Consider the following 399-nt stretch of genomic DNA (forward strand, 5'->3'; position numbering starts at 1 on the left):
TCAGCCAGCCGCTGGCCGCCATCCGCAACTATGCCTATGCGTTGAAGGTGTCGTTGAGCCTCCGTCCGGCAAGTTCCGAACACCGCGCCATTGCCGACCGCCTGGGCGAGGAGACCGAGCGCGCCATGGAGGTCGTCCGCAAGTCCGCCGCATGGGTCCTCAAGACACGGATGAAATGGGCGTGTGCGACATCCACGAGGCGATATCGCACTCGGTGCGGCTCGTGACGCTTGGCGCGGACCCCGCGCCGCCGATCACCGTCACGGCGGGAAATGGCAAGGTGCTCGTTGCGGGCTCCCTTCCGATGATCGGCCAGGTCGTGGTCAACCTGCTCAAGAATGCGCTCAGCGCATCATCGGCCGCGGGCTGCGCCGGGGCGGAGGTCAGCGTAACGCTCCG

2 protein-coding genes are annotated in these 399 nt (G+C 66.9%); both read left to right on the top strand.

Annotated elements, in window-relative coordinates:
- Positions 1 to 227 (top strand): hypothetical protein (locus ACLD7X_RS19445; protein ID WP_411425322.1); only part of this gene is annotated, 227 nt, incomplete at its 5' end.
- On the top strand, positions 215 to 399 hold a 185-nt coding region (locus ACLD7X_RS19450; RefSeq protein ID WP_411425323.1), incomplete at its 3' end, for a hypothetical protein. The genes ACLD7X_RS19445 and ACLD7X_RS19450, both read left to right, overlap by 13 nt.

The sequence above is a fragment of the Aphanothece microscopica RSMan92 genome (genome assembly GCF_046613545.2).
In the GTDB taxonomy this organism is placed as follows: Bacteria; Cyanobacteriota; Cyanobacteriia; order PCC-6307; family Cyanobiaceae; genus NIES-981.